This is a genomic window from Micromonospora sp. ATLC20 (assembly GCF_057196585.1).
Genome location: NZ_JBXUOV010000348.1, coordinates 1 through 2,073, shown reverse-complemented (window position 1 = coordinate 2,073; position 2,073 = coordinate 1). Strand labels below are relative to the sequence as shown.

Below are 2,073 nucleotides of genomic sequence, written 5' to 3'. Positions count from 1 at the left end.
CCCGCGCGGCGGCCGAGCACGCCCGCCGCGCCGACGAGCTGTGGCGGGCCGGGCGATGACGAGGGTACGGCGGGAGCTGCTGCGCTGGTCGCTGCTGGCCGCCGCGGCGGCGGTGCTCGTGGTGTTCCTGGTGGCGCAGCGGCAGAGCGTGGAGGTCAGCTACGGGCGTTCCCCGTCGGCCGCCGCGCTGCCGGAGGGCTCGGCCGGGGAGCTGAGCGACGCGAGCGTGCCGTCGGTCGAGGAGATGACGGCGCTGGTCGCCGCCGAGCCGGTGGTGCGGCTGCCGGGGGCGGTCGCGCGCTGGGACGAGCAGCGGGTCCGGGCCGCCATCGGTGACCGGGGCACGCGCATCCTGGTCGCCCCGCCCGGTCTGGACGAGGCCGAACGCCGGCGGGTCAAGGACGTGGAGAACGCGGAGATCCGGATCGTCGGCACCGAGGTCAGCGGTGGCCTCTACGTGGCGTCGCCGGACGACCTGCCGGGCTGGCGGGCCCGGTTCGCCACACACGACGTGACCGGCTCGGTGCTCGCGCTGCTGGCCGCGCTGCACGACCAGCCGACCCCGCCGGACGGCGACGACCTGCGCTGGCGGGAGCCGACCGGTCCGGAACTGGCCCCGATGGTCACCGCGTTGCGGGCCACCGGCCGGTACGTGGGCGCCGGAGCCACGCTGACCCGCCTGCCGGAGAAGGCGGCTGGTACCGCGTTCCCGGACGGCGCCTGGTTCGTGGTGCTGCCCGCGCAGCCGTACGGGGAGCCGCTGCCCGCGTACGGGCCGGCGCTGCACCGGCTCGCCCCGGACCAGCCGCTCGTGGTGATGTACGGCGACTGGATCGAGTACCACGGTCCGGACGCTGCGGAATTCGCCGAGGTGGCCACCGCGAGCTTCTACGCCCAGTTCGGCGGGCGGATCGGCCGTTACGCCTATCCCCAGCAGAACGTGCTCGGCACGTATCTGGCCCAGGTCACCGACGTGCGGTACGCGGGGCTGTTCGACCGCCCGCTGCCGTACCGGCCGTTCGACCCGCTGCGGGTGGCGCTGCCGGTGCTGCCCTGGCTCTTCGCCGCGTGCGTGGCGGGTTTCGTGGTGCTGTCCATCCGTACCGTGCGGGGGTCCGGCCGCCGCCCGGCCGACGTCGGCCCCGGTGGCACGCCGGCCCGGCTGGCCGGGCTCTCCGCGCTGGCTGTGGAGTTGTCGCTGCTGACCGACGCGCGCAGCGACCCGGCGCTGGTCCGGGGCGTGGGCCGGTTGCGGGCGGCCCGGGACGCCTTCGACGAGGGGTTGCCCGACCGGCACGTACGCGAACTGCTCGCCGATGCGGCGGCCGAGCTGGACGACGTGGCCCGGGACGTGCGGATGCCCGGCTACCGGCCGGACGTCTACCTGCGGGCGAGGCTGTCGTGAGCCGCGTCGCGAACCGGCCCCGACAGGCGGCGGAGCGTCGTGGCGGGACGGCGACCGGCCCGCGCCGGCTGCTGGGCCGGCTGGTCGGTACCGCGTTCGGCCGGGCGGTGCTCGCCTGCCTGGCGCTGGCCGGCTGGGCACTGTGGACCGGCGGCGTCCTGGACGGGCCGATCGCGCGGCAGGTACGCGGCTCCTCGGTCTACGCGGCGCCCGGCGTGGACCTGGACCGGGCCGCCGCCGAACGGGTGATCGGCAACCGGCGGCTGGTGGTGCTGATCATGGAGCCCGGTGCCGACCTGCGGGAGGCGTGCGACGACACCGAGCGCGCCGCCCAGGGCACACTGGTGCTGGCGATGAGCCGCGACGGTGAGGACTGGGACACCTACGGCTGCTCCCGCCTTGGTGGTGACCTGGGCCGGGCCGTGGTCACCGAGACCACCATCGGCCGGGGCGCTGACGCGTTCGTGGACCGGCCGGTCGAGGCGCTGAAGGTGATCGTGCTCAACTACGACCGGCTGGTCCGGGCCGGTCTGGTGCCGGACGGTGCTCGTACCATCAGCCCGTCGCTGCCCCGGTACCTGCTGGCCGGCGGCGCGGTGGCCGGGGTGGTCGCCGGTGCGGCGGTGCTCTGGCTGGGCGGCCGGCGGGCCGGGCGGCTGGCCGACGCC

At 76.3% G+C, this 2,073-nt stretch carries 2 protein-coding genes; both read left to right on the top strand.

Features of this window, described 5'->3' with window-relative positions; translation table 11 throughout:
• The coding region (locus tag AC2CHG_RS31150) for a hypothetical protein (protein ID WP_484526178.1) at positions 1-1,405 on the top strand (1,405 nt) is incomplete at its 5' end.
• Positions 1,402-2,073, top strand: a 672-nt coding sequence (locus AC2CHG_RS31145; protein ID WP_484526177.1) for a hypothetical protein, incomplete at its 3' end; no start/stop codon positions are given. The genes AC2CHG_RS31150 and AC2CHG_RS31145, both read left to right, overlap by 4 nt.